Origin of the sequence: Microcoleus sp. OTE_8_concoct_300 (assembly GCF_031383065.1) — a bacterium.
GTDB lineage: Bacteria > Cyanobacteriota > Cyanobacteriia > Cyanobacteriales > Microcoleaceae > Microcoleus.
The window spans coordinates 17769-44034 of sequence record NZ_JANMZH010000391.1 but is presented as its reverse complement, the minus strand read 5'-3'; the positions used below and the strand labels follow the sequence as shown (position 1 = coordinate 44034).

At 46.4% G+C, this 26266-nt stretch carries 22 protein-coding genes; 14 read left to right on the top strand and 8 right to left on the bottom strand.

All coding sequences use genetic code 11. The annotated features are described in order from the left end of the window. Positions 1-317 precede the first annotated feature (317 nt). The gene (locus tag ACUVJL_RS17645) at positions 318-458 is read left to right on the top strand and encodes a hypothetical protein (protein ID WP_445247043.1); all 141 of its coding nucleotides are present in this window, start codon (positions 318-320) and stop codon (positions 456-458) included. Between the two features lie 282 nt (positions 459-740). Continuing rightward, positions 741-1910 carry a glycoside hydrolase family 10 protein gene (locus ACUVJL_RS17640; protein WP_445247042.1) on the top strand — a complete coding sequence of 390 codons (1170 nt, stop codon included), beginning with the start codon at positions 741-743 and terminating at the stop codon, positions 1908-1910. 15 nt (positions 1911-1925) lie between these two features. On the opposite strand, the gene ACUVJL_RS17635 is transcribed toward ACUVJL_RS17640, so the two are convergent. Further along, positions 1926-2126, bottom strand: a complete 201-nt coding sequence (locus ACUVJL_RS17635; RefSeq protein WP_445247041.1) for a hypothetical protein — start codon at positions 2124-2126, stop codon at positions 1926-1928. A gap of 118 nt (positions 2127-2244) precedes the next feature. On the opposite strand from ACUVJL_RS17635, the gene ACUVJL_RS17630 reads away from it, so the two are divergent. Next, positions 2245-4158: a HEAT repeat domain-containing protein gene (locus ACUVJL_RS17630; protein WP_445247040.1), complete on the top strand. Its 1914-nt coding sequence runs from the start codon at positions 2245-2247 to the stop codon at positions 4156-4158. Positions 4159-4750: 592 nt separating this feature from the next. Here the strand turns inward: ACUVJL_RS17630 and ACUVJL_RS17625 are convergent. Then, the gene (locus ACUVJL_RS17625) at positions 4751-5035 is read right to left on the bottom strand and encodes a hypothetical protein (RefSeq protein WP_445247039.1); all 285 of its coding nucleotides are present in this window, start codon (positions 5033-5035) and stop codon (positions 4751-4753) included. Between ACUVJL_RS17625 and ACUVJL_RS17620 the strand changes: the two genes are divergently transcribed. The 3 genes from ACUVJL_RS17620 (at position 5007) to ACUVJL_RS17610 (ending at position 7925) form a co-directional block, all read left to right on the top strand. Continuing rightward, the gene (locus tag ACUVJL_RS17620; protein WP_445247038.1) at positions 5007-6698 is read left to right on the top strand and encodes an ATP-binding protein; all 1692 of its coding nucleotides are present in this window, start codon (positions 5007-5009) and stop codon (positions 6696-6698) included. The two genes, ACUVJL_RS17625 and ACUVJL_RS17620, sit on opposite strands and share 29 nt — an antisense overlap. Positions 6699-6988: 290 nt before the next feature. Then, positions 6989-7576, top strand: a complete 588-nt coding sequence (locus ACUVJL_RS17615) for a Panacea domain-containing protein (RefSeq protein WP_445247037.1) — start codon at positions 6989-6991, stop codon at positions 7574-7576. Then, a complete protein-coding gene (locus ACUVJL_RS17610) occupies positions 7548-7925 on the top strand; it encodes a hypothetical protein (RefSeq protein ID WP_445247036.1) in 378 nt (125 codons plus the stop codon). Before ACUVJL_RS17615 ends, ACUVJL_RS17610 begins: the two co-directional genes overlap by 29 nt. Before the next feature lie 263 nt (positions 7926-8188). Here the strand turns inward: ACUVJL_RS17610 and ACUVJL_RS17605 are convergent, their stop codons facing one another. The 5 genes from ACUVJL_RS17605 to mnmG all read right to left on the bottom strand — a co-directional run bounded on the left by ACUVJL_RS17605 (position 8189) and on the right by mnmG (position 11938). Then, on the bottom strand, positions 8189-8416 hold the full coding sequence (locus ACUVJL_RS17605; RefSeq protein WP_445247035.1) for a hypothetical protein: 228 nt from the start codon (positions 8414-8416) through the stop codon (positions 8189-8191). A 510-nt stretch (positions 8417-8926) separates the two neighbouring features. Beyond that, entirely contained in the window at positions 8927-9301 is a 375-nt protein-coding gene (locus tag ACUVJL_RS17600) for a type II toxin-antitoxin system RelE/ParE family toxin (protein WP_445247034.1), read from the bottom strand. Next, a complete protein-coding gene (locus ACUVJL_RS17595; protein WP_445247033.1) occupies positions 9294-9533 on the bottom strand; it encodes a type II toxin-antitoxin system RelN family antitoxin in 240 nt (79 codons plus the stop codon). The genes ACUVJL_RS17600 and ACUVJL_RS17595 overlap by 8 nt, the downstream gene beginning before the upstream one ends. Before the next feature lie 45 nt (positions 9534-9578). Continuing rightward, the gene (locus tag ACUVJL_RS17590) at positions 9579-9851 is read right to left on the bottom strand and encodes a hypothetical protein (RefSeq protein WP_445247032.1); all 273 of its coding nucleotides are present in this window, start codon (positions 9849-9851) and stop codon (positions 9579-9581) included. Positions 9852-10021: 170 nt separating this feature from the next. Further along, entirely contained in the window at positions 10022-11938 is a 1917-nt protein-coding gene (gene mnmG / locus ACUVJL_RS17585; RefSeq protein ID WP_445247031.1) for a tRNA uridine-5-carboxymethylaminomethyl(34) synthesis enzyme MnmG, read from the bottom strand. Between the two features lie 323 nt (positions 11939-12261). Here mnmG and ACUVJL_RS17580 point away from each other — a divergent pair, with 323 nt between their 5' ends. From ACUVJL_RS17580 to ACUVJL_RS17545, 8 genes are all read left to right on the top strand, one after another. Continuing rightward, positions 12262-13005, top strand: coding sequence for a DUF3800 domain-containing protein (locus ACUVJL_RS17580; protein ID WP_445247030.1), 744 nt, complete (start codon positions 12262-12264; stop codon positions 13003-13005). Between the two features lie 729 nt (positions 13006-13734). Next, entirely contained in the window at positions 13735-14064 is a 330-nt protein-coding gene (locus ACUVJL_RS17575; RefSeq protein WP_445247029.1) for a hypothetical protein, read from the top strand. A 198-nt stretch (positions 14065-14262) separates the two neighbouring features. After that, complete coding sequence (gene psbB, locus ACUVJL_RS17570; RefSeq protein ID WP_445247028.1) at positions 14263-15792, top strand: photosystem II chlorophyll-binding protein CP47; 1530 nt, start codon at positions 14263-14265, stop codon at positions 15790-15792. A gap of 143 nt (positions 15793-15935) precedes the next feature. Beyond that, positions 15936-16031 (top strand): photosystem II reaction center protein T, encoded by a 96-nt coding sequence (locus ACUVJL_RS17565; protein ID WP_006635641.1) that lies wholly within the window; start codon positions 15936-15938, stop codon positions 16029-16031. Positions 16032-16247: 216 nt separating this feature from the next. Continuing rightward, positions 16248-16805 carry a transcriptional regulator NrdR gene (gene nrdR, locus ACUVJL_RS17560; protein ID WP_445247082.1) on the top strand — a complete coding sequence of 186 codons (558 nt, stop codon included), beginning with the start codon at positions 16248-16250 and terminating at the stop codon, positions 16803-16805. Positions 16806-17614: 809 nt separating this feature from the next. Beyond that, positions 17615-18724 carry a 30S ribosomal protein S1 gene (locus tag ACUVJL_RS17555; RefSeq protein ID WP_445247027.1) on the top strand — a complete coding sequence of 370 codons (1110 nt, stop codon included), beginning with the start codon at positions 17615-17617 and terminating at the stop codon, positions 18722-18724. Between the two features lie 871 nt (positions 18725-19595). Next, a complete protein-coding gene (locus ACUVJL_RS17550; RefSeq protein WP_445247026.1) occupies positions 19596-21005 on the top strand; it encodes an adenylate/guanylate cyclase domain-containing protein in 1410 nt (469 codons plus the stop codon). Between the two features lie 439 nt (positions 21006-21444). Further along, on the top strand, positions 21445-25668 hold the full coding sequence (locus ACUVJL_RS17545; protein ID WP_445247025.1) for a chemotaxis protein CheB: 4224 nt from the start codon (positions 21445-21447) through the stop codon (positions 25666-25668). A 247-nt stretch (positions 25669-25915) separates the two neighbouring features. On the opposite strand, the gene ACUVJL_RS17540 is transcribed toward ACUVJL_RS17545, so the two are convergent. Then, positions 25916-26062 carry a hypothetical protein gene (locus ACUVJL_RS17540; RefSeq protein ID WP_445247024.1) on the bottom strand — a complete coding sequence of 49 codons (147 nt, stop codon included), beginning with the start codon at positions 26060-26062 and terminating at the stop codon, positions 25916-25918. Positions 26063-26266: the final 204 nt, after the last annotated feature.

Here is a 26266-nt window from a genome sequence, read left to right as displayed (position 1 = left end):
ATAAGACCAACGATTCTGATAATCGGACGGTGAAAATCCGGGCAATAGATAATTGAATACTCCAGAAATTACACTGACTGATTCGTCACCATATCCCGTTAGAGACGAGTTGTTAAAGCTGCAATTACCGTTGTAATTACCAATATAAGGACTAGGCCCGCCGCAGAATAAGCTTGTAGCATCGCTTGTAAAATCCTAAGTGAGAACAGTGGCTTGTGCAGAGGCTAGCAAATTGAGTTAATATGGCTCCACAAGCCAAGACGCTACTTGCGATCGCAACACTTAATTGATTCCCTTTGTATTTTGCCATTTTTTGAATGCCGAATAAATTATTGTATGCTACGACTCTCAACTTTGATGAATCTCACATCTTGCACCATTCTCAAGAACAGGCAAGATGCCTGTTCCACTTGCACCATTCTCAAGAACAGGCAAGATGCCTGTTCCACAAAAAGTAGATTTTCTTGTGGAACGGGCATCTTGCCCGTTCATAAAAGGCTTATTGACAATGGTGCAACATCTCAAATGAATGGAATGTCTATACAAAAGCTAGAGATTTTATTAAAATTTACAAAAATCAGCTAGGCTCTGTACAATCAATTAATATCTAAAACTTTGACGTTTAATTAGGTTCGCCGACTTATCAGGAAAAGCATCTTATCCATAAATAATATCCGGTGCTACCAATTAATAAGGTAGCGTGCGCCGTGCGCACCTTACAACAAAAATAGAATAAATAAATGCCATTTTTCACACCTTTCCAATCAGCAATTCGCAGTTTGGCTTCCGAACTCAAACAGCGGTTTGCGGGTGAAACTTTTGCACCAAATCCAGCAGCGCTGCCAAGTTCGTTGGCATCTGAAAATCCGGGAATTCGTGGCGTTTGGATACCCAGCACCGACTGCAAAGTTCTCACCTCAAAACAGCGAATTGCTGAGGCAATGAAATTTCTCGCCGATACGGGATTTAATACAGTTTTTCCTGTAGTTTGGAACCGGGGCTTTACTGCTTATCCTTCTCAAATTATGGGCAAAAATTTTGGGGCGGAAATTGATGCCCGCTATCAAGGTCGCGATCCGTTGGCAGAATTAATTGTTGAGGCAAATAGAGTCGGTCTCAAAGTTATTCCTTGGTTTGAATACGGATTTGTGAGTTCTTACAATCTCAACGGCGGTCATTTGCTGGCGAAAAAACCGGAATGGGCGGCGCGCGATTGCAGGGGCAATTTACTTAAGAAAAATAACTTTGAATGGATGAATTCTCTAGACCCGGAAGTGCAAGAATTTTTGCTGGGGTTGATGCTGGAAGTTGCTAATAATTATCCGGTAAATGGCGTTCAAGGAGACGATCGCATTGCGCTTCCGGCAGAAGGCGGTTACGACGAAAAAACGGTTAAACGCTACCGAGAAGAGTGCGGGAGAGAACCGCCGTTGCATTGTAGAGAGCGACATTGGCTGCACTGGCGCGCTGATATTATTACTAAGTTTGTGGCTCGCGTGCACCGAGAATTGAAAGCGATTAATCCTGATTTGTTGCTGTCGATGTCGCCGAGTCCTTATGAGTGGGGACTGGTGGAATATTTGCAAGATTCTCAATCTTGGGTTGACAAAAAGTTGGTCGATATGCTTCACCCGCAGTTTTATCGCCGCGATTTTAACGCTTACAAACAATTGGTCGATCGGCTGATTGGCCAACAGCTTAGCGGCGAGCAAGTACAGTGCGTATCGCCCGGTATTTTGTTGGCGAATCGCGGCAGCCATTATAGCATAACTCCCGAGCTGTTGTTGCAAGTAATTGCTTACAACCGCTGTCGCGGCATTCAAGGAGAAGTGCTGTTTTTTTACGAAGGTTTGCGAGATAACGGTAACGCTTTGGCTGAGGTTTTGAAAAATGGGCCCTATGCTCCTTGAGAGACTGTCCCGCAATCAAGCTGTTTCCGTTTCGCTGCGTTCAACTGAGCCGATCGCTATTTCCAGCCAACTTGCTATAAAATGATATAGCAGAGTTAGGCTAGCTAAAAAACCAGCTCGCGCCAAGCAGCAAGCGGTACTAATTGTCAAGCTGATTGCCCAAACAAACCCGATAATTAATAATGGGGGAGTTGCAAAAATAGTGGGATCAGACATATTTTAGAAGTGGTGCAATCTTTTTTTAGAAGTAGAGTTTTGTAGACCCTGTATTTTTTTAAAGACAGACAGTTTAAAAGAGCAATCTCAAGCGCTCGCCAAAATAATAGGTAAATCAATGAACTCAGCAGCCACCCTCATCCAACAGCTACCCGAGCTCAGCGATGCTCAATTTAATGAAAAATATTTGAAACAAAAACAAGGGATGCACACCTTGGCGACAATATTGCCGCAAGTAGAACAGCAAAGTCTGGCTTTGCGGGCAGTAAAATTAGCCCTAAAAGTAAATTTAAAACTCGGCTCGAAGCTAGCAGGAACGGTAAAGCCAGAATTTCAAACAGCCACAATAAAATTAATCGGAAAAATCCCAACCTCGCCCCAGCTCAAAATTCAACTGCTGGCCCTGACAAGTTCCGATAGGGCAATTCCGATGCTGGTCGCCGCATTGAACCACAAAGAAAGTGCAGTGCGCCGGATGGCCATTCGGGCGATCGGGAAAATCGGCTCCGAAGCTGCAGTAATTGAATTAGCCCGATCGCTCGAATCCGAAGATTCCCAAGTGCAAGCTTGGGCGGCTTGGGCTTTAGGAGAAATCGACTCGAAACCAGCAGCCGGAGCACTGCTCAAAGCCCTCAACCACCAAGCCTCCGGGGTGCGCGTCTGGGCTGTTTGGGCCTTGGGCAAAATTCACCCCAAAACAGCCGTCCCCGCACTGCTCAAAGCCCTCAAACACCAAGACTCCGAGGTGCGCTGGCGGGCGGCCGTCAACTGCGGGAAAATCGGCGCCTGTGAGGTAGTTCCCTGGCTGATGAACGCCCTCAAAGACTCGAATCACATTGTCCGCGCTAGGGCAGCAGCGGCTTTAGGGAAAATCGGCGATTGTGAGGCAGTACCCCGCTTAGTAGAAAGGCTCTACGATCCCGACTCCTATGCAGTTTCTTTAAGGGCCGCCGAGGCCTTGGGACAAATCGGCACGGAAACGGCTGTGGCCGGCCTGCTGGAAGCCCTCAACCATGACGACTCAGACGTGCGCGGCAGTGCAGTTTCTGCCTTGGGGGAAATCAGCAGCGAGGTGGCTGCAGTGGCGGTAATGCGAGCACTCTCCGATCGAGACATTTTCGTGCGCGGCAGGGCGGCGGTTGCCCTCGGGAACCTCAATACAGCCGGAGATCCTAACTTGCAAAAAATGGTGACAGCGGGACTGGCGCTGGCCATCGGCGACAGCGAATCTTATGTGCGGTGGAGAGTAGCTGCTGCTTTGGGGCAAATTGGGACAGAGGAAGCTGTGGCAGGTTTGGTGCGGCTGCTGGAGGACGAAACCTCTGGAGTGCGTCAAAATGCTGTTAAATCCCTCGGTCAAATTGGCTCGACGGCTGCTCTTTTGGCTCTGGAAGCAGCTTTAAACCGGGAATTTGCTGACGTTCGCGCGCTGGCAGCGCAATACTTGCCCGATGCCAGCACCTCGGCAGAAACCGTTGATTTAGAGCCCTCAGCTTCTGGAGATTTCTCGGGTGAAAAACTGCCGAAAATCCTGATTGCAGCGGAAGCAGAAGCCAGCGACTACATTGTCGATCGCCCTGCCGGGCGCCAGATCAAATACCTGATCTCGATCGGCAGTCCCGGCGTGCGCGAGCCCAGAAATTTTCACAAAGTCCCGAACCGACTGCGGCTGGAATTTAACGACCTCGACACCCCCGTTGACGACCCCGATCGGGTTTTGCCTAAACTTGAGGACGTAATCAAAATTATCGACTTCGCCCTCAAAATGTCGGCGAGCCCGGGCAATTTGCTCGTCTGCTGCCAAAGCGGCATCAGCCGTTCAACAGCCACAGCTTTGACTGTTTGTGCTGCCCTGTTGGGCCGCGGCAAAGAACAAGAAGCGTGGGCCGTGGTGCTTGCCGCCAGACCCCAGGCTAAGCCGAATCGGTGGATGGTACAATTGGCAGATGAAGCTTTGGGTAGAGACGGTAAGTTAGCACTGGTGCTCGAATTGACCTCTGCTACTCCAGAACTCGAAATTGCCAACAGTTGACTCGCAGAAACCGGGTTTCTTTTGGTAAGACCTACAGCTATACTCAACTTACACGACTTCGCTTCAGACTTGTCTTTGCGGGGCAGCGATGCCAAAAGTCGATCGCCAGGGTGCAAAAGTTCGATCGGCTGCCGCATTTGTTACATTCTGTACTGTGAATTCGTCCCATGCTCAATAAAAATCGTCCAGCAATCGTCGCATTGCTGGCAGCCAAAGTCCAAAGCGAAGGAATGGGGTGCATTGTTAACAGACAATATCAGCTTTGGGCCACTCCCAGGCAAAACGGGTCAGACAAAATTTTCTGCCTGTATAATTCTATGCCGGGATAATTCCATGCTGGGATAAAATTTTCTTTATTATGCCTGTGGCCGACTTTTACGAGTCGAAAAAGTATTTTGGCAACAGCCATCAACACCCTAATTACGTATTAGACATCAACCGAATTTAAGTTTCTCCTCTGACTCCACAAGAGTTTCAGATGCTTTTTGGCAGATGTCTACTGGAAAACAGAAAAGATTTTCCGTGTGGAGAACTTAAGAGCGTGGTAGATTTTAACAAAATACAGGGGTTGCATATGTCAAAATTTTACTTGCTAAAAAAAAACAGGGAACGAAGCAAGTTTATCAGTTGCCGTTTGGGAATGCCAGGGCGAGTTCAATCCAGAGTTAGAACCACTTAACCCGCCGCAAAAACCTGTGGCAACGCGAAAGGTCAACCCAAAAAATAGCAATGTAGGTAAACTGATGTCGCTCTTTATTTCTGAAGAAGCCGCTTCTATAGAAACCCCACAAAAAAAAATATCCAGCCAGGATTTTGTAGAAAGATCATCCTTAATAATCAGCAAAATCTTGCCATTTAAAATTGGAGGTTGGCCCATCCATCAAAAAATTGGTGGTGGGTATTTCCTGGCAATAGGAATCGGATTTATAGGCTCCCTGAGCGGACTGGCAATAGCCGACTACTACCAAGGACAAGGAGTAAACCAACTCAATGATGCTCACCTGCAGGCCCAATTGCTGGGCAATTTTAAAGATTCAGCGCTGGCGGCGCAATTGCAGGGAGCGCAGCTAGATTCTTTTGTAGACAATTCGGTCGAACTAGAATTGCAAAAAGAGCAGTTGAGCGCGAGTATTACTAAGGCAAAGAACCTGCGGTTGAAAATAGAAAAGTTTGCCGACAGCAAACCCGCTTGGCTGGCAGCAGAACCTGCGATTCTCAAAGCTTTACTGCAAGATTGCACAGAAGATTTAGAATCTTACGCCGATACTCTCCTGTCCAGCTTGCAGCAAATCCAGGGATCGCAATTATCACCAGCCCAGATAGAGTTAGCCCGAAAAATGCTCGCAATTAAAAGCGGAGAAGGTGCAAAACAACTCGACAGTCGCCTTCAGGAACTGAGCAAAATCCTTGACATTGCCCAGCAGCAAGAGAGGCAAGGCGGTGAATTGATGGAGGACGCGCAAGGCCTCGAAAAGGGCATAATTATTATTAGTATGCTGGTGTCGGTAGCGGTGGCGGGAATGGTGGCTTACCAAACGAGTCGGGCGATCGCCCAACCTGTGATCAGCGTCACTCAGGTGGCCGAACAAGTAGCCGCCGAGTCTAATTTTGATTTGCGAGCCCCCGTCACCGGACAAGACGAAATAGGCTCATTAGCTGTGTCTCTCAATCACCTAATCGAGCGGGTTTCGGAACATACAAAAGAATTGGAAAAAGCTAAGGAAGCCGCCGTCGCTGCTAACACTGCTAAAAGCCAGTTTTTAGCAAATATGAGCCACGAATTGCGGACGCCTTTAAATGCGATTATCGGCTACAGTCAACTACTTTCAGAAGATGCCCAGGAGGAGGGATTGGATGATTTTGTACCCGACTTGCAGAAGATTTACGAGGCCGGCACGCATCTGCTATCTTTAATTAACGATATCCTCGATCTTTCAAAAATTGAAGCGGGAAGGATGAAACTCGAAATCGATGAATTTGACATCGAATTGCTGGTAGAAAATGTGGCGAGTGCTGCGAAACAGTCCATAGAAAATAATGGAAATATTTTAGAAATAGAGTGTGATAAAACTGCGGGTATCATTCACGCAGATTTCAAGAAAGTGCGGCAGATTTTGATGCACCTGTTGAGTAATGCTGCTAAGTTCACCAAAAACGGCAGAGTGAAAGTGAGTGTCAGGCGCATTGCAGGAAGGGGAGAATCGAATGCTACTGGGCGCGAGGGTATTGAGAATTCTATGGCTGCGGGTGAAACAGATTCTGTGGGGATAGCTTGTCCCCTGCCGAATGTTGAAGAGTCGGATTGGATTTGCTTATCTGTTAAAGATACCGGAATTGGAATGTCGGAAGAACAACAGCACAGGTTGTTTGAAGCTTTTGTGCAAGCTGACTGTTCAACAACGCGACGATACGGTGGCACCGGATTGGGGCTGACAATTAGCCGTTACTACTGTGAGATGATGGGCGGGGAGATTTTGGTAGAAAGCGAGGAGGGGAAAGGGTGTAATTTCACTGTCCGTATACCGGTGGGAAACGGGTGATGTGATGTTTGGGCGAGAGATGTAGGGAGTACGCCGAGGGGCGAAAATTTATGTTTCAAACCTCTGGCTTTATATCCAAATGCTTCACTCTTGTCAGTGGGGGCGATCGCTTCCGACGCGATATTTGATTTTTCCCAGATGTCTATTTTATTAAGTTGGTCTGATACGGTTTGTTACACCGTTTTCAGTATTCTTGCACTATTTCCAGGCTTCGTCTATAATAATTATATGTTGATATTTTGCAAATTTATTAAAAGAAAAAACGTTTGTGTAAGGATGTGGATTGAGCCATGATTGACAGTCTCAATGTTGCTCGCTACTTCATTATTAGAGCTTATGAGGATGGTATAGAAGCTGAAATGACCAATATGAAGGTTCAGAAGCTTTTATATTATGCTCAGAGCTTACATTTGGCGCTGTACAATGAGCCATTGTTTGCAGAAGAAATCCAAGCTTGGCGCTACGGCCCGGTCTGCCCTCCTGCTTATAAGTTCTACAGTGAGTTTGAAGCCAAACAACTACCAATTCCTGACAAAGAATCTTTGTTGCAGCTTCCGCGTGAGAAGAAAGAACTTTTAGAAGAAATTTGGGAATACTTCGGCGGCTACCATGCTTATAAACTGAGCGATATGACTCACCTAGAATTTCCTTGGAAGAAAGCTCGGAGAGGTCTACCGCCTCAAGCAAGTTCAACCGAGCCAATTCAGCTTGATGACATGAAAGAATTAGGTTATCAAAAGCTCGATCGGATAGAGCGCGATCGCCCTGAATACAAACTAGCAATGTCTGAAATTTTGAACGATGCGTTTGCTTCGGAATCCTTAAATCGTATTGGCAAAGGAGAAGTGCATGACTGGCTCAACTCCCTTCTCGATTGAAGAATCCGATAATTTCAAGCGTTCTTTCAAGAAACTTGCAAAAGTTCACAGAGATAGCTTTGTTGCGGTGATTGGAAAAACTTTGGAAGATTTGATAGACGATCAATATCCCAACAACTCTCGTAATGAACCTTTACCGGGAAAAACTCAGTTACCGGAAGACTGGACATTTCATAAATTGGAAATCAGGTTTGCAAAAGGGGGTTCGGGGCAAATTAGACTGATGTACTTGGTTAACGCTACTACTTGCACAATTAGACTGGTTTGGATTTATAGTCATGAGCAGTTTGCCAAACGTCCTGCTGATGACAATCTAAAGAGTGCGATCAGAGAAATACTAGATTTTTAAGTGTATGTCCTAACCGAAAACTTGCGGTTACTTAGACATCGTTTTGTACAGATATCCTTAAAGCTGCACCCACTAAATAATTGAGTTCTAACGACTAAAATCAGCGGCTACAGACAACCTCGAACTCAGCACCAGTGGCTTTCGACCGTCCGCTGCATTTGAAGCGTAACCCACCATTGATCGAGTCCTTCACAGGATATTGAGATAAGATGGTGCATTAACAAAGTGTAACGCACCGCACAAAATCGCCGCTCCCACTATATCTAACTGCCAGCGATCGCAACAAAGAAGACCACGAGTAGACCTAGCCCTACGATCACCCCCAAGATTAGAAGAGGAATACCAATAACAGGATTAGTTTGCACCAAATTTCCGATAAATTCTGCTGGTCCTGCAAAGGCTTGGGAAAATATACTCCACGCTGCAGCAAGAACCAAACAAACGAGAAGGATACAACCGATAGCGTAGACGATTTTCTTGATAATTTCCATGTGCGCTTGACTTGCGGTTTAACTTATTATTAACTCATATCATCTCCGGTTGAATAGTTATAATAATTTTGTCCAGCCATGCCCAAGGCCCAATGCTTTTCGGCCCAATGCCCGTACAGGATTTATAAGTAATTAACCGGACTTGATATCACATATGCGGGACAAACACCTAACTTTTCTATTAAACACCGCATATTTGTGCGTTTTGTCACGATCGCTAAAAAAATAAGATTTTTCAATATCCGTAGTTTGCAGATAACCTCGATCCGATCGCCCTTCTCGATTTCTCATGTCGCGATCGCAACCAGCGCCACTGTTATATATATATAATCACATAATTTTACCTGCGTTCTATTCCTGTTTTAGCAATTTCCAGTATAGCAATCCTAAATCATTTGTGTAATTCTTGTAGAGGCAAACCTCCCGTGGTTGCCCCCATGAGGCCGGGGTAGGCACGGGGGCACTACCCCTACATCTTTTTACGACTCCTGCGAGGATTGCTATAGTTATCTATACCTCCTCTTTACCTTCCGTCGCCCGTTGGTCATATTCTGCAATGATGCTCCGAAGGTCATCTGCTGCAATATCCACTTGTTCAGATTTTGTGTAAATCGTCAGCAAAATAATTCCCCTTGCTGTTTTGACATAGTAAATCAGACGGTAGCCACCACTTTTACCTTTCTGAGTATCGCTATTTCGGACTCTCAGCTTGAAGACTGCATAACCAACATCCGGTATTTGGTCACCGGGTAACTCCCCCTGCTCAAGTTGTTCGATGACGGGTTGTATATCATTCCGAATACTGCGATATTTCTTGGCAAGAGCCCGTAGATTTCGGTTGAACGTGGGCGAAACTTCAACTTGAATTAAAGGCGGCTCAGACATCTTCAAGCCCTTCCCAAAGTTTAGCAACTGAGATAGTTTGACCAGTCATGGCTTCGTGCCAAGCTTGCCGAAAATCAGCTAATACTTCGGCTTGAGAACAATCGTTTATGTCAGTCTCTTCTGGAATTAGAACAATGACTTCTACACGGCTATTTTTATCAGTTATGAGAGGCCGATCTAAGGTTAGTTGTCCCTGCTCATCTATCGTTGCCATGACTTTAAGTGCTTTCATTGCTACTCCAAATAATCGGTTCAAAACCACAAACGATTCCAGTAATCATAGAAATATCTTCGTGCGTCCCCCGAATCGACGCACATAACCCGAACCAATGCGGACAATCCATATCTCAGCGTCTGGGTGATGCGCTTCAAGCCGATCGCACGCAAGGATTTCACTGGCGTCAAATTTAAACGATCCGGTTTCAAAATCGATCGCGACAATTTTGTCATAATAGCCTTCCTCGACTCGCGATCGCACTTGCGACTCATAGATTTCGTCGCCACCTCGGGCAAATTCTTCTTTGCTGTAACGGGGTTGCCGGACTACCATAGGCTTAATCTCATCCCAGATTTACCATTCTACTTGAACTTGGGTGATCGCTCTTTTTGTAGTAAGGACTTTAGTCCTTATTAGCCGTTTGTAGTAAGGACTTTAGTCCTTATTAGCTCAAACATTTAAGGAAAAACTGAAGTCCTGACTACAAACTGTATCAAATCCGATTATTTTCCCACACCAGCCGGCTGCTGACGGTTTCGCACTTCCAGAAAAATCAACAAAGCATTAACATCAGCCGGATTCACCCCACCAATTCTCGCCGCTTGGCCAATCGTCAGTGGCTGCACTTTAGCCAACTTTTCCCGCGACTCCTTCGAGAGAGTTGTAATTGCCATATAATCCAAATCCGCAGGCAATTGTCGGCGTTCGTGTTTGGCAATGTCATCAATTTGATTTTGCTGTCTTTGCAAATAACCCGAATATTTGATGTCAATTTCTGCACCCTCTTTCTCAGCCAACTTCAGACTCGAATTGCCTAAATCGTACCGTTCCAAATCGACATAATGAAAACCAGGACGGCGCAGCAAATCAGCGAGAGTAATTGAACCTTTAATCGCTTGTTGAGTGTCAGCCAAAATTGCCTTGCCAATCTCCTCGTGTTCTTTCACACGAATCGAGTACAAACGGGCTTTTTCCGCCACAATATTAGCTTGTTTCCGCTCAAATAACTCCCAGCGACGATCGTCAATCAAACCAATTTCCCGTCCCAGGGTCGTCAAGCGTTGGTCAGCATTGTCCGATCGCAATAATAACCGATATTCCGATCGCGAAGTCAGCATCCGGTAAGGTTCCCGCAAATCCTTCGTACACAAATCATCTATCAGAGTGCCGATATAACTTTGCTCGCGAGGAAACACAATCATCTCCTGATTTTTCGCAAACCGGGCCGCATTAATACCCGCCACAATCCCCTGTGCAGCCGCCTCCTCATATCCAGTCGTACCGTTCACCTGACCCGCGCAAAACAGCCCTTCAATCTTCTTAGTCATCAGCGTCGGATAACACTGAGTCGCGGGCAAATAATCGTACTCCACAGCATAAGCAGGGCGCATCATCTCGCACTTTTCCAAACCAGGAAGAGTCCGCAGCATTTGCAATTGCAAACTTTCCGGTAAACCAGTCGAAAATCCTTGAATGTAAAGTTCAGGAATATCCCTACCTTCGGGTTCAATAAAAATCTGGTGACTTTCCTTATCTGCAAACCGCACAATCTTATCTTCAATACTCGGACAATAGCGCGGACCCTTCGCATCAACCCAGCCGCCGTAGACAGGAGAAAGGTGCAAATTGTCTCTAATTAACTGGTGAGTTTCTGGCGTAGTTCGAGTTAGGTAACAAGGCATTTGTTCCCGTTCGATCCAAACTTCCGGGTCGAAACTAAACCAGCGAACATCTGCATCTCCCGGCTGCGGTTCCAGGTTAGTAAAATCGAGAGTGCGTTTGTCAACTCTGGCCGGAGTTCCAGTTTTCAACCTGCCAGTTTCAAAGCCCAAACGGTTGAGAGTTTCTGTCAAACCAACCGCGGCAAATTCTCCGGCGCGTCCGGCGGGCATCGACTTATTGCCCACCCAAATCGTGCCGCCTAAAAAAGTTCCTGTGGTGAGAATTACAGCTTTGCATTCAAAAGCGACGCCGAAGTATGTTTCAACTCCGATAACTTCTTCGTTTTTGCCCAAAACTAAGTCTGTAACCATCGCTTCGCGGACGGTCAAATTCTCTTGATTTTCAACAATATTATTCATCACAGCAGCGTATTCCCGCTTGTCTGTCTGTGCTCTCAGCGCCCACACAGCGGGGCCTCGTGAAGAGTTGAGGATGCGTTTTTGTAAGTAAGTGCGATCGGCCATTTTGCCAATTTCCCCACCTAACGCATCCACTTCATTAGTGAGTTGAGATTTAGCCGGGCCGCCGACAGCAGGATTGCAGGGTTGCCACGCAATTTTGTCGAGGTTGAGGGTGAGTAAAAGAGTGCGACAGCCGAGGCGAGAAGTGGCGAGGGCGGCTTCGCAGCCGGAGTGTCCGCCACCAACTACGATGATGTCGAAACTGTCTTGGAATTGTACTGGTGTTTGTGCGGTCATTCGATTTTAGATTTTAGATTTTAGATTTTAGATTGAAGAGGTGACTCCACTGATTAATCGGGCGGCTTGTATCCTGGATGTTGGCCATCACTATAAGCGCAGGTGAGAGATGGGGTCATTCGATTTTCGATTTTCGATTTTCGATTTTCGATTGAAGAGGTGCCTCCACGGATTAATCTGGGGGCTTGTATCCTGGATGTTTGCCATCACTATAAGCGCAGGTGAGAGATGGGGTTTTAGTCTTGTCTTTATTCTAGTATAACTTAAAGGCTAAAAAACACTTATAATGTAGCGTTTATGTCAAAAAGTTATCATAGGGCAAGATGACGATTTTATTTTACGTTGATGAGGGTGGCACTAGCTGGAAAGATATGGAGACAAATTTCTTTTTTTTAGCTAGCTTTGCTATCTATATCCAGCACTGGTCACAAATGGATAGAGAAGTTTCAGCACTTAAAAACGAGCTCTTGAGTCGAAGGGAACCTGAAGACTGGGAACTTAAGGGGCGCGATATTTGGCAAGGTGTGGGTTCATTTAAGAATTTTCCAAGGGAATTCCGTCTTAGAGCGTTCAAGAAAGTTTCAGAAACTATGAGTCAGTTACCTTGCCATATATTCGCTGTTCAAGTCAACAAAAAAAGATTGCGCGAAACCAGCGAAGATATTAAAGATGAAACTGGTTTGTATCGCTTAACTTTCAATCAATTATTAGAGCAGCTAGATGCTTATCTAAAGCAATCTAACGAAACTGGAATATTACTTATGGATTCGCGCTCAACTCAGCATACCAGTATTCAGGATGGGAGATTGCTCAGAGTTTATCGAGATTGGAAGTCACAAAAAAAATCTTCTAACTTTGTGGAACTACCTTTGTTTGGGTTCTCAGAATTTTACACTGGTTGGCAGCTAGCAGATTATGTGGTGTACTTGATTGATCGTTATTCAAAGGAAGCAGGGACAGCCAGTGGTCATACTGAATTGGAGGAAGCCTTCCATCTACTTGAGCCGAAAATGCAGTTGTTGAAAATTCCTATTCTAGAGCATAAAATCCACTTTGAAGACCGCTAAAATGAAGGGTAACTTTAAATGCGAATCCACGACTATAATAGTCGTGGATTTCGCCCTTATTGAGAGCTTAACCCTCTTTTAAAAGGGGCTTAAAATAACTCTCTACGCCTTGGCGGGGCGTTATTTTGGTAGCGATGGTTTCTTTCATGAAAGTATCTTTCAGGTTGACAGGCGCACGGTATCTCAACCGTACCATAACTCCCCGTGCAGTTCGGGGCACCTTGTCTCTGACAGGCGCACGGTATCTCAACCGTACCATACCTCCCCGTGCAGTTCAGGGCACCTGTCATTTAATACCATTATATATTATAGTAAAAGGTTTGGTCAAATATCGAACGCTCATAATTGGGGCATATTAATTGAGATTAAGATGATGCGATCGCCAGCCAGGGACCAAAAGGGCAAAATTACCAGAACCTTGTTAGGGTCAGAAGGCACATTTGAATGTTTAGAAATTCCATGCCCAAGCGATGCGCTGTGAGGAGTATTCCCCCTCCAAATGCTAGGAATTGCACTCGACTTGAACAATCAAAGATCGGATATTTGGCCGATCGACCAAACAGAAACCCCTCTCACAATTAGGTAAACTTATCCCCAACAGCTAGCAGATTACCGACCTCTTCTCCACTCTTCCTTCGCGTCCTTAGCGTCTTCGCGGTTCAATAATTCCGTAATCAGGCAGTTTTGCGCTATGTTAGACAAAAAAATCTCAACAAGCGTACACAACAAATGAAATATTTTTTCTTATCCGACGGGTGGAAAGTTGGGCGAGTCTGGGGAGTCGGCGGCGAGTGGACTTACGCCGCTTGGAGACGCCACCCCGACATTGTACAACTCGACCTCTGTGTGTGGGATCACCAAGAAAAAATGTGGCTCTACCGCGTCGAAGACGCTGTACTCATGGTAGAAGTCAAACCCACAGCCCCCGCAGATCCGAACGATCCTGCCAAAAACATCGGCAACGTCGTGCTGACCAGACTGATCGATGCCGAGCAAGTCCTAGAACGCCTCGGGACGATCGCCACCCGCTGTGAAATGGGCAATCCGCAACTAATGTAACGCCGAACATATTGCAATCGGTTCTAACACTCGATACACTTCTTTAAATAACTTTCATTTTTATGCCTCCACCTTTGAAGGTAGAGGGCATTCGGCAAAAGGCAGAATTTAAAGCCCGCAGGTAACTGCTCGGCATTGAGAATCTGATTTTTCCGTCAAAATAGACATCATCACTTACACCTTGGAGAACCGCAATCAATGGGACTACCCTGGTATCGCGTACACACAGTCGTCTTAAATGACCCAGGCCGATTGATTTCTGTACACTTAATGCACACTGCCCTCGTGGCAGGTTGGGCCGGCTCAATGGCCCTTTATGAACTAGCAGTTTTTGACCCCACAGACCCAGTTCTGAACCCGATGTGGCGTCAAGGGATGTTCGTGCTACCCTTCATGACCCGCTTGGGAGTTACGGGTTCTTGGGGCGGTTGGAGCATCACGGGCGAAGGTAACGTCGATCCCGGCTTCTGGTCTTTTGAAGGCGTCGCCATCGCTCACATCATCCTCTCGGGCCTGCTGTTCTTAGCAGCAGTTTGGCACTGGGTATTTTGGGACTTAGAACTTTTCAGAGACCCTCGCACCGGTGAACCAGCCCTCGACTTGCCAAAAATGTTTGGCATTCACCTGTTCCTCTCCGGCTTGCTCTGCTTCGGCTTCGGCGCATTTCACCTTTCGGGACTTTTCGGCCCGGGAATGTGGGTGTCCGACCCCTACGGCCTGACCGGTCACGTCCAGCCAGTGGCGCCTGCTTGGGGTCCTGAAGGCTTCGATCCCTTCAATCCGGGCGGCATCGTGGCTCACCACATTGCAGCGGGCGTAGTCGGCGTAATTGCCGGTTTGTTCCACTTGACAGTGCGGCCGCCGGAACGTCTTTACAAAGCCCTGCGGATGGGGAATATCGAAACTGTACTTTCTAGCAGTATCGCTGCCGTATTCTTTGCAGCCTTTGTGGTTGCCGGTACTATGTGGTACGGTTCTGCTGCTACTCCGATCGAACTTTTTGGCCCGACTCGCTATCAGTGGGACGGAGGCTATTTCCAACAAGAAATCGATCGCAGAGCTCAAGCTAGCTTGGCTGCGGGCCAAAGCTTCCAAGAAGCTTACGAACAAATTCCCGAAAAATTGGCTTTCTACGACTACGTGGGCAACTCTCCTGCTAAAGGCGGTTTGTTCCGGGCAGGCGCCATGGTCAATGGCGACGGTATTGCTAAATCTTGGCTGGGCCATCCAGTATTTACTGACAACGAAGGCCGGGTTTTGTCGGTGCGCCGCCTCCCCAACTTCTTTGAAACTTTCCCAGTAATTTTGACTGACAAAGATGGGGTCGTTCGCGCTGACATCCCCTTCCGCCGCGCTGAATCAAAATACAGCTTTGAACAAAGCGGAGTTACTGTCAGCTTCTACGGTGGCGAACTTAACGGCCAAACCTTTAATAATCCTCTAGATGTTAAGAAGTTTGCTCGCGCCGCCCAAAAGGGTGAAGTATTTGAATTCGATCGCGAAACCTTGAATTCAGACGGGGTTTTCCGCACTTCGACTCGCGGTTGGTTCACTTTCGGACACGTTTGCTTTGCTTTGCTGTTCTTCTTCGGCCATATCTGGCACGGTTCTCGGACAATCTTCCGCGACGTGTTTGCTGGAGTTGAGGCTGACATGGAAGAACAAGTCGAGTGGGGCTTGTTCCAAAAACTGGGCGACGTGACCACCAGAAGAGAAGAACCTCTCTAGATTTCGCCAGCCTCTGGCTAGCCGGGAAACTTCCCCGGTGTAAAAAAACCCGGTTTCTTCAAGAAACCGGTTTTTTTTAGTTAATAATAAAACCCGTAATTAAGATAAAATAATACGGCAAGGGAAGATAGGGAAAATTTAACATGGAAAGTGTTGCTTACATTTTGATTCTGGCTTTAGCCATAGGCGTACTATTTTTTGCGATCGCCTTTCGGGAACCTCCCCGGATTGGCAAATAATTAGCTATACGCCTGCAGCAAGTCCAAAATATCCTGAACCGGACAGCGGTTAGCCCGCATCATAGTGATCCTCTTCGAGGGCTGCGCTAACGAATTTGGTGCGGGACTATTTCACCGCTGTTTGCTTTCGTCATTTTCCTAGTCCAGCCATTCATCTTACCCCAGGCGGTGAGATGAATGGCAATTTGCTGGCAATGCCTGTTAAAATCAGCAATCATGCGCTGTTCCTCCTGCCAACACACAAATAGTCGCGTTCTCGAATCGCGTTCAGCCGAATCAGGTCAAAGCATCCGTCGGCGGCGCGAGTGTTTGAGCTGCCAGCACCGCTTCACAACTTACGAACGCATAGAATTTGTGCCGATTACGGTGATCAAGCGGGACGGCAAGCGCGAATCTTTTGACAGGTCAAAATTAGTCAGGGGGCTGATTCGGGCCTGCGAAAAAACCGGTTTGTCTTCCGGGCATCTCGAAACCCTCGCAGAAGAAATCGAGGCGCAACTCCAAGGTCGATCGCTCCGAGAAATCGCCAGTTCCGAAATTGGGGAACTGGTGCTGTTGCACCTGCGCCCGCTCAGCGAAGTCGCTTATGTCCGTTTTGCCTCGGTATACCGCCAATTTCGAGGCATCCGAGACTTTGTAGATACCCTAAATCACCTTCAGAATCCGCTCAACGAAGCTCAAGAACCAGAAACAAAGCCAGATTTTGACCCAGATTCGCCACAGCCGGGTGCCTGCGATCGAGAAAGCCCCGCATCCTGCGCTACTGGAAGCTAAACTCCCTTAAATTAATTTAAAAGCACTAAGCTGCTGTGCATCTAATTTGACAGTCAATTTTTCTACAATTATTGTGGGACGGGCATCCTGCCCGTTTTTTTACAATTATTGTGGGACGGGCATCCTGCCCGTCTTTTGGGCGAGGTAAGTTATCGAAATATTCTCTTGAGATTGAAAACCCTGTCCGTTTAGGCCCCGGATTCCAAGCGACGGCGGGAGCGGCTTGCCGAACTCTGAGCGCTTCGCCCAACCTCTCTTGGGGCGAAGAGTCCCCGTGTTCTTTTTTCTGGGTCTTTGTGCTAGGTGTGTTATGATCGTCATCGGTCTAAAATTGAGTATAACTAAACAACGTAAAAGCTTAACTCGATTGGTTAAGTGCTCCGTCACACCTCACGGTGTTGCAGTTTAGGAAAGCTAAATTTGAACAAAACCTAACTACAGGTGAAGAACTAATTAAATACGGTAAGGCATACCGGAATTTACGCTTCTGGAAAAACCGACCTCTACTTAAACTGGAGTAATCCTGTCGCGAGTGGCGTCGGCTCGTTCAATGAAGAATCTCAGTTTCTTTTTACCTGAGAGTGTCAATGGACTCTGAATGTTAAGATTAAACCTTTTAACGCAGAGTGCAGAGTTTCGAGTAATAGCAGTGGCAAGCCCCCATGTGCAATTGCACAGGGAAAAAGTTAGCAAAAACTGACTTTAGTAAAAGATTTTGAAAGAAGTTAACCGCTTTTTAACCAAAATCTCTAATATCTGCCTGCACAAACGAAAAACATGAAGGAGAGAAATCCTAGGAAACTATTCGCATGGTCAATCTCAAAACCACAGTCAAAGACATCGGCTTTACTCACGAAGATTTTGCAGCCCTACTTGATAAATATGACTATCACTTTAGCCCGGGCGATGTAGTAGCGGGTACAGTTTTTAGTATAGAACCGAGGGGCGCTCTGATTGATATCGGTGCTAAAACAGCAGCGTACATTCCTATTCAGGAAATGTCCATCAATCGAGTGGAAAGCCCTGAAGAGGTATTGCAATCAAACGAAACCAGAGAATTTTTCATTCTAACCGATGAAAATGAAGACGGACAATTAACCCTGTCCATCCGGCGCATCGAGTATATGCGGGCCTGGGAAAGAGTGCGACAACTGCAAGCAGAAGATGCTACAGTACGATCGCAAGTATTTGCCACCAACCGCGGCGGCGCACTCGTGAGAATAGAAGGCTTGCGAGGCTTTATTCCCGGTTCTCACATCAGCACCCGCAAACCGAAGGAAGAATTAGTCGCTGAAGAATTACCATTAAAATTCTTAGAGGTAGACGAAGACCGCAACCGCTTAGTGCTCAGCCACCGCCGCGCTTTAGTAGAAAAGAAGATGAACCGTCTCGAAGTCGGGGAAGTGGTAACCGGTACAGTGCGCGGCATCAAGCCTTACGGTGCTTTTATCGATATTGGCGGCGTCAGCGGCTTGCTGCACATCTCGGAAATTTCGCACGATCACATCGATACGCCTCACAGCGTCTTCAATGTCAACGACGAAGTGAAAGTGATGATTATTGACTTGGATGCTGATAGAGGCCGGATTTCTCTCTCTACCAAGCAGTTGGAACCGGAACCGGGCGCGATGGTCAAAAATCGCGAATTGGTGTACGAAAAAGCTGAGGAAATGGCAGCTAAGTTCCGCGAGAAAATGCTCGCTCAAAAGCAAGCTAAAGCAGGCATAGAGGTTCCTGTAGACTCGATCGATCCTGATGATGACATCTCCGACGAAATACTTGAGGACGTGCCCTCAGCAATGGAAGAGGATCTGCCAGAAGAAGTAGCACCGGAAGTAGCACCGGAAGCCGCACCGGAAGCCGCACTGGAAGCAGTATTAGATGTAGAGGAAGAAATCCCTCCTGCGACGGTAGAATAACATCGCAAGTCATCGCAAGTAACTGTCATTAAAAGAGGGTATTTTCCCTCTTTTTTTTCCTTCAACGCCCCAATTAGCAATTAGCAATTACCAATTAATATCATGTCCGATCGATAAACCATAATATCCCGGTCGGGGCGGGTTTTTGAGATGGTCAATTATTGGCAGGTATTGTTGGTGAACCCGCCCCTACATAAATCGTGGTCGCTCGACCGGACATGATATAACAATTAGCAATTAACAATTAACGATTAGCCATTAGCAATTACCAACCATTTAATACCATCGTCAAAAAACTATACAACGGTAAGCCGGCGATCCAAACCCTTACGGAATCATATAGCAATCCTAAATCAGTTTCAATAACTGGTTAACTGGTTCCTAGGCTCTGCCTGGGAACCGATGTCCAGAGGCTCTGCCTCGGCCCAGACTATGGAGGCAGAGCCTCCGAATATGTGTTACCAGGCAGAGCCTGGTAACGAGTATAATCATTTAGGATTGCTATATCAATTCCGGTTACAGCCTCCGTGATTGTTGACTGTTGACTGTTGACTGTTGACTGTTGAAGGAGGGATTGTTGACTGTTGACTGTTGACTAATGACTGATGACTAATGACTAATGACTAATGACTATAGTATCTTACTACAGACAGATGCAGCGATCCCTCTTGGGATTAATAAAAGTAGCCGATAGCTCTGCCTAAATAGACATGACCTTCATGCTGCTAATTTGTTAAGATTTATAAATATCAGAGACATCGGCACAGGTGCAAACTCATCAGAATTCTCAGGCAAGAACAAGCCAAACGAGCCAATCACACAACATAATCTTTAGAAATTTCTTGCCCTGACGCTCAAAGGCGAGTGGATAATGAACATCGAACTATTAAAAGAAAAATTAGAACAGCTCAAAAAACGTCCCAATTCTAGCAAAGGAACGATCGACCAAATCGGAAAATGGTTAATCGGTTCCCACATTTTGCAGAGATTGCGGATTAACCCTTACTACGTAGCAGGCGATACAGTCAAGAATATTAAAAGAATTACTTCGGAATTTCTGCACGGAGTGAAAAGCGGTGCTTTTGACTTGCACTGGGATATTCACTGCCCGCACTGCAACATGATTACAGACGAATTCAAGGATTTGGCAGACACATCAGAAATGTCTTTTTGCCCGATGTGCGAGCGCGAGTTTAAACTTGATTTGCTCGATCGCGTCGAAGTTACTTTTTCCCTGAACAAAGAAATCGAAGACCCGAAATTGCGACCTGTCTGCGCTCCCCCTCCCGTACTCCAAAACAAACTGGAACTGGTAACGCCTTTATACTGCACCGAATCCGAGACTGTCACCTTAGAACAAGGTCGATATCGGTACTGCTGTCCCCTGACTTTAGCTAAAGGGATTTTAAAGGTTGAAGGCGAAGAAACAGAAGACATACAAGAAATTAAACTCAAGCAGTTGGCCGGCAAAGATTTTGACAAAACCGATCTGAGCGTGCGTCCGGGAAAAGTTAAGATAGAATTAACTAATACCGATCACAATTTGTCGGGGCTGATTTTGCATACAGAGGAATTGCCCCAGGAATTGACATTAGAACAACTGCCCCTGCGACTGTCAGGAATCCAACTGCTTCATCACCCGGATTATAAGCGTTTGTTCGGCGATCAAATAATATCGGAAAGAGAGCGAGTCAAGATTCGGGCGATTACTATAATGTTTACCGATATAACCGGTTCTACCAGAATGTACGAAACGCTGGGAGATACTAAAGCTTACAATATTGTGCGCGATCATTTTGAAATTTTCTTTGAGTCGATCGAGAAATATGGCGGTAAAGTCATTAAAACCATCGGCGATGCCGTCATGGCTTCCTTTATCAGCAACGAACAAGCAATTATGGCGGCAGTGGGTGCTGTGACCAGTTTCAGAGAGTACAATTTTACTCGCCCACAAGCAGAGTGGATTCAAGTCAGAATTGGCATTCACCGAGGGACGGCTTTGCTGGTAAATCTTAATAATTCGATCGACTATTTTGGTTCCACAGTCAACAAAGCCGCCCGCCTTCAAAATCTTTCTAAAAGTGACGAATTTTCGTTTTCCGAAGATGTTTACAACGACCCAGCATTTTTAACAGCATTACAAGCTGCTGGAGTGTCCGAAATTCACAAACGAGTTGAAGATTTAAAGGGAATACAAGGCGCACAAGTCGCTTATACTGCTAGAATTAATACCGAATCTGTAATCGCGCTGTCTGGTAAACTGGTCGCTCAAAGAAGCTAAGTAGGTAATCGCATATACCGAGTTATTGGCAGCCTCTTCTTGCGATCGCCCCAACAGCAAACTGGTAGGGACATGGCATTGCCAAAGGCGTGTCAACTTAACGTAAAACCGACCGTCTCTCTCGTTTATAGCCGAGTCTCGATCCCCCCTAGCCCCCCTTAATAAGGGGGGGACAAGAAGTATTTCTCAAAGTCCCCCTTCTTAAGGGGGATTTAGGGGGATCTGGACTCAGGTAAAAACGGGATTTATCAAGGCTTTCAGGCGATTGTTGACACTAATGGGCTCTTGGAGTTTCCCTACTTAAAAGCTACACCTCATCCTTAAGCTACTTGCCTTCTGGTGGCAAATTAAGCTTCTCTTAAGAAGAGTCCGAATTACTTAGCCGCACGCTTACCAGATATGTTTGCGGCTCAATAACTGAAGTCGAGGACTTTACATCATGACTTCTCCTCAATTATCTCCAGAAAATACACCCGAATCGATCGCACCAGCCGCCCTCGACAGCCAACAATTAGCCGAAACCGATGCCCCCTTTCCCATAGTTGGGATTGCCGCCTCTGCTGGAGGGTTGGAAGCATTCACGGGGTTACTCAGCCATTTACCGATAGATACGGGTATGGCGTTTGTGCTGATTCAGCATTTAGCCCCCGATCACAAAAGTCTGCTAACCGAGATTCTCGCGAGAACGACGCAAATGCCTGTTAATGAGGTACAAGACGGCATGGCTGTAGAACCCAATCAAGTCTACGTCATTCCGCCCAATACCAAGATGGTGCTATCTAAAGGCGTGCTGCAACTATCACCCCGCGAGAAGATTTATGGCAAATATATGCCGGGAGATGCGTTTTTTACATCATTGGCGCTCGATCGCGGCCACAAAGCAATCGCCGTAGTATTATCCGGGGGAGACGGAGACGGTTCAGAGGGGCTCAAGGCAATCAAAGCAGCCGGAGGCATGACTTTTGCTCAATGTCAAGACACGGCAAAATTCGATAGTATGCCGAATACCGCTGTCGCCACAGGAAATGTCGATTTTGTTCTGCCGCCGGAAAAAATTGCCGAGGAACTGGCAAACTATAGTGGCAGTAGCCTTCTCACTTCCACGATTTCCTTGACAGAACTTGAGGAATCGCCCGAACAGGGAAAAGCCCTGGCAACTATTTTTGCGCTGCTGAAATCGACCACAGGCGTTGATTTTAGCCACTACAAACCCACCACGATCGCTCGACGCATCCAGCGACGCATGGTATTGTACAAGCTAGAAAGCTTGGATGATTACGCCGAACACCTTCGACACCATTCGGATGAAGTCAAAGCTTTGTATGAAGAAATCCTGATCCACGTTACCAGTTTCTTCCGCGATCCCGAAGCCTTTGAAAAGTTAAAAAAGCTGGTTTTCCCCACCATTACCCAAAATAAATCGGCCAATGCTCCCATTCGGATTTGGGTGGCGGGATGTTCCACAGGTGAAGAAGTTTACTCGATCGCCATTTGCTTGTTAGAGTTTTTGGGCGATCGAGTTATCCCGCAGCCGATCCAGATTTTTGCGACGGATATCAGTGAGGCGGCGATCGGCAAAGCGCGGTCTGGTTTCTACTTAGAAAACCAGATGGTAGACGTTTCACCAGAACGACGTACTCGCTTCTTTATTCGCGCCGAAGAAGGAGGTGGTTATAGAATCAGCAAGGCAGTCCGCGAACTATGTGTATTTGCCCGACAAGACTTAGGCAGCGACCCGCCTTTTTCCAATCTCGATTTAGTTAGCTGTCGCAATGTGCTGATCTACTTGGCAGATTCATTGCAAAAAAAAGTGATGCCGATTTTTCATTACAGTCTTAACCCAACAGGCTTTCTCCTGTTAGGCACTTCTGAGAGTACCGGAAAATTTTCATCATTATTTACTGCACTCGACAAAAAAAATAAAATTTATGCCAAAAAGTTGACTGCGACTCGTCCCACTTTGTCGTTTACGCCGAGCTCCTATCCAGTCGCTAAAACTGTTCAAAAACAGGAAATGAATGAAGAAAATTTAATAAATAGCTTGGACTTACAGCGAGAAACTGAGCAACTGATTTTGAATCGCTATGCCCCAGCCAGTGTGCTTGTCAACGAGGAGATGAAAATCCTGCAAGTGCGGGGAGACATCGATCCTTACTTTAGAGTGGCAGCCGGAACGCCGGACTTAAACTTGCTGACAATGGCAAGGGCAGGCTTGGTTGTTGAGCTTCGCACCGCAATTTATCAGGCACAAACGCAGAACGTGACTGTTAGGAAAGAAAGGGTAGTTGTTGAATCGGGCGGACGATCGACTATGGTCAATATTGAGGTGATGCCGTTCCAGCCACACACCTTCACAGCACGCTATTTTTTGCTGCTACTTGAAGAGGTTTTACCCCAGGCGATCAACTTCCGCACCGTCACTTCTGAAAGCTGCGAGCAAAGTGATTTAGCTTCTGAAAATGAGTGCATGAGGCAGGCACTTGCCACCGCTAACCAAGAAAAAACTGCGGCTCAAGTGCACCTGCAATCGCTGATTCAGGAGCAGGAAAATCTCAACCAAGACCTCAAAATTGCCAACGAAGAAATCCTATCGAGCAACGAGGAGTTGCAAAGCACCAACGAGGAGCTAGAAACTGCAAAAGAAGAGATTCAAGCCACTAACGAGGAACTCACCACCACTAACGAGGAACTTCGCAGTCGAAATATTGAACAAAGCCTGGTCAATAACGATCTGACAAATTTGCTTGCTAGTATCAATATCCCAGTCTTAATGCTGGCAAACGATTTACAGATTCGACGCTTTACACCAACGGCGCAGGCAATTTTTAATCTGATTCCCACAGATATTGGACGACCCTTTAGCGACATCCGATCGACTCTTGACGTTCCTGACTTGGAACAGATGATTTGGGAGGTGATTGATACTCTCCAGACGCAAGAACAAGAAGTTAAAACTTTATCGGGGTATTGGTACAACCTCCGCATTCGTCCTTACCGCACAACGGAAAACCAGATTGACGGTGTGGTGATGGTTTTGATCGATATTGATGCTCTTAAACGCAGTTCCCGAACCTTGGAGGATGCCCGAAACTACGCTGAAACCATCGTGGAAACTGTGCAAACGCCTTTAGTCGCGCTAGATGCTAATTTCCGAGTGAATAAAGCAAATCGATCGTTCTATGAAACGTTTCAGGTTTCACTGTCAGAAACAGCAAAGTCTTCGCTGTTTGAGCTAGGCAATGAGCAGTGGAATATCCCCCAATTGCGATGGATACTGGAAGATATTCTGGTTAGTGATGTTCAGCTTCAAAACTTTGAGTTGGATCACCTGTTTGAGCAGATAGGGCAGAAAACTATGTTGCTGAATGCTTGTAAACTGGAACGAGAAGATCGAGCTTTAATGATTCTGTTGTCGATCGAGGATATCACCGAGCGCAAGCAGTTTGAGAGAGTACGATCGCAGTTATTGCAGCAGGAACAGTTGGCCCGCCAACAAGCAGAAAGTGCTAACCGTGCTAAAGATGAATTTCTCGCAAATCTCTCTCACGAGCTCCGCAATCCCCTGACTCCGATCCTGGGGTGGGCACAAATTCTGCGCTCTGGCAAGCTTAAGGAAGCAGCCGTTACTAACGCTTTAGAGGTGATCGAGAAGAGCGCTAGGGCGCAATCTCAGTTAATCGAAGATATCCTGGATGTTTCCCGGATTACGAGTGGCAAGCTGGCTCTTGATACCTGTTTGATCGATCTGCAGTTAGTGGTGGAAGCTGCGCTGGAGGGGGTTCAATTATCAGCGGAAGCAAAAAGTATTCAAATTGTTTCGGAGCTTAGTTGTGCGACTGTTTTAGGCGATGCTGCTCGCTTGCAGCAAGTTGTGTGGAATCTTCTGTCTAATGCCATTAAGTTTACTCCTGCGGGGGGACGAGTGGAAATCACGCTCTCGGCGATCGAGAATCGCGCTCAACTTCAAATCAGCGACACGGGAAAAGGCATTCGGGCAGACTTCTTGCCGTATATTTTTGATCGTTTCCATCAAGGCGATGCCAGCACCACTAAGGCGAATCAAGGGCTGGGATTGGGTTTGTCGATCGTGCGTCATCTGGTAGAAGTGCACGGGGGAACGGTGCAAGCCGATAGTCCGGGTGAGGGACAAGGAACTACAATGACTCTGAGATTGCCGTTGCTAGCCTCGTCTCAAAATTTGACACCGGCGATCGATTTAGAGCCAACTTTTTTGGTAGAGCCTTTAAATGCCTCAAGAAGCGATAGTGTCCCCTCTCTCGAAGGCTTGCACATCTTAGCTGTAGACGATCGGATCGATACCCGGGAGCTCGTAGCATTTGTGCTCGAAAGCTACGGGGCTGAGGTTTTGACAGTTGCATCTGCCAGAAGTGCGATCGATGCTTTGACTGAGAATCCCGGCCGATACGACGTGCTCATCTCTGATATCGGAATGCCAGAGGAAGATGGGTATTTCTTAATTCGAGAAGTGCGAACCCTTGCTGCGGAAGCCGGAGGAGAAATCCCAGCCGTCGCCCTGACTGCTTATGCCAGCGATAAAGAACGGCAAAGGGCGATCGAAGCTGGTTTTCAAACTCATATTGCTAAGCCGGTCAAGCCAATCCAACTAGGATTAATTATTGCCAATCTAGCAGGACGATTTTAATAGACCTCTTGCGTACTGATTTTGTAGGAAAACAACATTGTTTATTGCTACTCACATCTTGCACCATTCTTAATTACTTGTTTAGGAACAGGCAAGATGCCTGTTCCACAAGAAAACTCATTCTTTGTGGAACGGGCATCTTGCCCGTTCTTGACAATGGTGCAACATTGTTTATTGCTACTCACATCTTGCACCATTCTCAATTACTTGTTTAGGAACAGGCAAGATGCCTGTTCCACAAGAAAACTTACTCTTTGTGGAACGGGCATCTTGCCCGTTCTTGACAATGGTGCAACATAGGAGTTGCTATCAACTTAAGCCGATCGCCTCCTGTAACAAAAGGTAAAGCGATCGTCCTTTTTGTGAGTGCTTGACCGATCGCGAACAATGACATACTATTTGGCATTGACTTACGAACCGTGTGTTTCAAGCAAAAAAAATTATTATATCCGCCATTGAGATTATAACAAACCGATTTTTTTAGTATTTTTGCTTAATTTCTTTAATTACTATAATACTCTACTTAATCCTTAAGGCAGTTGCCTCAAGTGGGCAAATTAAGATTTTATATAGGAGATCTCATCCCTATTAGTTACTC

Excerpts from the sequence above, each read along its gene's own strand:
- ACUVJL_RS17645 (WP_445247043.1), top strand. The coding sequence starts at position 318 with ATGCCGAATAAATTATTGTATGCTACGACTCTCAACTTTGATGAATCT.
- ACUVJL_RS17640 (WP_445247042.1), top strand. The coding sequence starts at position 741 with ATGCCATTTTTCACACCTTTCCAATCAGCAATTCGCAGTTTGGCTTCC.
- ACUVJL_RS17635 (WP_445247041.1), bottom strand. The coding sequence starts at position 2,126 with ATGTCTGATCCCACTATTTTTGCAACTCCCCCATTATTAATTATCGGG.
- ACUVJL_RS17630 (WP_445247040.1), top strand. The coding sequence starts at position 2,245 with ATGAACTCAGCAGCCACCCTCATCCAACAGCTACCCGAGCTCAGCGAT.
- ACUVJL_RS17625 (WP_445247039.1), bottom strand. The coding sequence starts at position 5,035 with ATGGGCCAACCTCCAATTTTAAATGGCAAGATTTTGCTGATTATTAAG.
- ACUVJL_RS17615 (WP_445247037.1), top strand. The coding sequence starts at position 6,989 with ATGATTGACAGTCTCAATGTTGCTCGCTACTTCATTATTAGAGCTTAT.
- ACUVJL_RS17610 (WP_445247036.1), top strand. The coding sequence starts at position 7,548 with ATGACTGGCTCAACTCCCTTCTCGATTGAAGAATCCGATAATTTCAAG.
- ACUVJL_RS17605 (WP_445247035.1), bottom strand. The coding sequence starts at position 8,416 with ATGGAAATTATCAAGAAAATCGTCTACGCTATCGGTTGTATCCTTCTC.
- ACUVJL_RS17600 (WP_445247034.1), bottom strand. The coding sequence starts at position 9,301 with ATGTCTGAGCCGCCTTTAATTCAAGTTGAAGTTTCGCCCACGTTCAAC.
- ACUVJL_RS17595 (WP_445247033.1), bottom strand. The coding sequence starts at position 9,533 with ATGAAAGCACTTAAAGTCATGGCAACGATAGATGAGCAGGGACAACTA.
- ACUVJL_RS17590 (WP_445247032.1), bottom strand. The coding sequence starts at position 9,851 with ATGGTAGTCCGGCAACCCCGTTACAGCAAAGAAGAATTTGCCCGAGGT.
- mnmG (WP_445247031.1), bottom strand. The coding sequence starts at position 11,938 with ATGACCGCACAAACACCAGTACAATTCCAAGACAGTTTCGACATCATC.
- ACUVJL_RS17580 (WP_445247030.1), top strand. The coding sequence starts at position 12,262 with ATGACGATTTTATTTTACGTTGATGAGGGTGGCACTAGCTGGAAAGAT.
- ACUVJL_RS17575 (WP_445247029.1), top strand. The coding sequence starts at position 13,735 with ATGAAATATTTTTTCTTATCCGACGGGTGGAAAGTTGGGCGAGTCTGG.
- psbB (WP_445247028.1), top strand. The coding sequence starts at position 14,263 with ATGGGACTACCCTGGTATCGCGTACACACAGTCGTCTTAAATGACCCA.
- ACUVJL_RS17565 (WP_006635641.1), top strand. The coding sequence starts at position 15,936 with ATGGAAAGTGTTGCTTACATTTTGATTCTGGCTTTAGCCATAGGCGTA.
- nrdR (WP_445247082.1), top strand. The coding sequence starts at position 16,248 with ATGCGCTGTTCCTCCTGCCAACACACAAATAGTCGCGTTCTCGAATCG.
- ACUVJL_RS17555 (WP_445247027.1), top strand. The coding sequence starts at position 17,615 with ATGGTCAATCTCAAAACCACAGTCAAAGACATCGGCTTTACTCACGAA.
- ACUVJL_RS17550 (WP_445247026.1), top strand. The coding sequence starts at position 19,596 with ATGAACATCGAACTATTAAAAGAAAAATTAGAACAGCTCAAAAAACGT.
- ACUVJL_RS17545 (WP_445247025.1), top strand. The coding sequence starts at position 21,445 with ATGACTTCTCCTCAATTATCTCCAGAAAATACACCCGAATCGATCGCA.
- ACUVJL_RS17540 (WP_445247024.1), bottom strand. The coding sequence starts at position 26,062 with ATGTCATTGTTCGCGATCGGTCAAGCACTCACAAAAAGGACGATCGCT.